This is a genomic window from Curtobacterium sp. 18060, from assembly GCF_902706105.1.
Classification (GTDB): Bacteria; Actinomycetota; Actinomycetes; order Actinomycetales; family Microbacteriaceae; genus Curtobacterium.
Genome location: NZ_CACSJV010000102.1, coordinates 1 through 1996 on the forward strand (window position 1 = coordinate 1; position 1996 = coordinate 1996).

A 1996-nucleotide genomic window follows, 5' to 3' on the forward strand; every position below is an offset into this window, starting at 1 on the left:
CCCCCTCCCCCGAGGTTCCGAAATCTCGGCATCTCGCGGCGCCCACAGCCCGTCCGTGGAACCTCGCTGTCCAGCACGCGGCATGTCGTGGAACCTCGACGGACGGCACACGCACGAACACCCCACACGCACGAACGCCCCACACGCACGAACACCCCGCCGCGTGTGCGACGGGGTGTTCGGTCGAGCACGTCAGCCCTTGACGGCTCCCGCGGTCATGCCGCTGACCAGCCGACGCTGCACGATGAGGAAGAAGACGACCACGGGGATCGAGAACAGCACGCTCGCCGCCATCAGCCCACCGAAGTCCGTGCCCTTGTTCGTCGAGAAGCCCGCGAGCCAGACCGGCAGCGTGTACATCCCCTGGTCCTTGAGCATCACGTACGCGATCAGGTAGTCGTTCCACGCCGCGATGAACGCGAAGACGCTCGTGGCGATGACCCCGGGCATCACGAGGGGGAACAGCACGCTCCAGAGAATCCGGAAGGTGCCGGCTCCGTCGACCTTCGCGGCCTCCTCGATCTCGACGGGCACGGCCACGAAGAACCCGCGCATCACCCAGATCGAGAACGGCAGCACGCTCGCGACGTACGCCAGGATCAGCCCGACGTAGCTGTTGAGCAGACCGAGGGTCTGGAACGACAGGAACAGCGGGATGAGCAGCGCGCCCGACGGGATCATCTGCACGAACAGGATGCCGACCAGGATCGCCCGCCGCCCGCGGAACCGGAACCGCGACAGCGCCGCCGACGCCAGGAACCCGACCACGATCGACAGCAGCACGGCGGCCACCACGACGATGGTCGAGTTCCGCAGGTAGACCAGGAAGCCCTCTTGCGTGAGCGCGCGGGTGAAGTTGTCGAGCGTGGGGTGCAGTGGTGCCCAGATCGGGGTCATGGTGGTGACCTCGTCCGCCGGCTTGAAGGCGGTGTTCACCATCCAGTAGATCGGGAACACCCACACCACGCAGAACACCACCGCGATGGTGTTCGCCACCACGCGCGGCTTCCGCTTCCGCGCCCGCACCGGCGCAGCATTCGAGACGGTCACAGGTCCTCCTCCCCGCTGCGGACGAGCCGGCGGATGTAGTAGCTGGTGAGCGCGCCGAGGATCACGGTCGAGATGACGGCGATCGCGGCACCCTGGCCGTACGCGTTGGAGACGAACGACTTCACGAACGTCCAGATGCCCAGCGTCAGGGTGGCCTCTTCCGGACCGCCCCTCGTGAGCAACCAGATCTGGTTGAAGACGTTGAAGTCCCAGATCACCGACAGGATCGACACGAGCAGCAGCGTCGGGGCGAGTGCCGGCAGCGTGATCGCGCGGTACATCGTCCACGTCGAGGCACCGTCGAGCGCCCCGGCCTCGTAGTACTCCGGCGCGATCTGCGACTGTGCGGCGTACAGCGTCAGGGCGACGAACGGCACGGCCTGCCAGATCACGAGCGTGAGCACGATCGTGTACGCCTGCCCGGGGTGCGACGCCCAGTTGTCCTGCGTGTGGTCGCCGAACACCCGCAGCTGCGTGATGAGCCAGTTGAGCACCCCGTAGAAGGGCTGGAACAGCCACTGCCACACCAGGCTCGATGCGACGTTCGGCATCGCCCAGGCCAGCACGAGCACGACGCTGACCACGGTGCGCATCGCGACGCCCAACCGGGTGAGCAGCTGCGCGACGCCCATCCCGATGACGATCGTGCCGAGCACCATCGCCCCGGTGACCAGGACGGTGCGCAGGATGACCGGCCAGAACGACGCGTCGGTCAGGACGTTCGTGTAGTTCGAGACCCCGGCGAACCCGGCTTCCCCGGTGAAGATCGCCCGGAGCCCGTAGTCCTGGAACGAGATGACGACGAGCCGGACGAGCGGGTAGACGACGAGCGCGAGCAGCAGGATCGCCGCGGGCGCCAGCAGGACGAGCGGTGCGCGCGACGCCACCGCCGACCGACGACGCGCCCCGCGGCCGGGACGAACCGGCCGCCCGAACCCGGCACCGC

General features: G+C 67.9%; 2 protein-coding genes. Both read right to left on the reverse strand.

Translation table 11 applies throughout. From position 1 onward, the window contains the following. Positions 1-192 precede the first annotated feature (192 nt). Positions 193-1050, reverse strand: coding sequence for a carbohydrate ABC transporter permease (locus GVL05_RS19720; protein ID WP_235036084.1), 858 nt, complete (start codon positions 1048-1050; stop codon positions 193-195). After that, positions 1047-1996: carbohydrate ABC transporter permease (locus tag GVL05_RS19725; RefSeq protein WP_235036085.1), on the reverse strand; the 950-nt coding region annotated here is incomplete at its 5' end. The genes GVL05_RS19725 and GVL05_RS19720, both read right to left, overlap by 4 nt.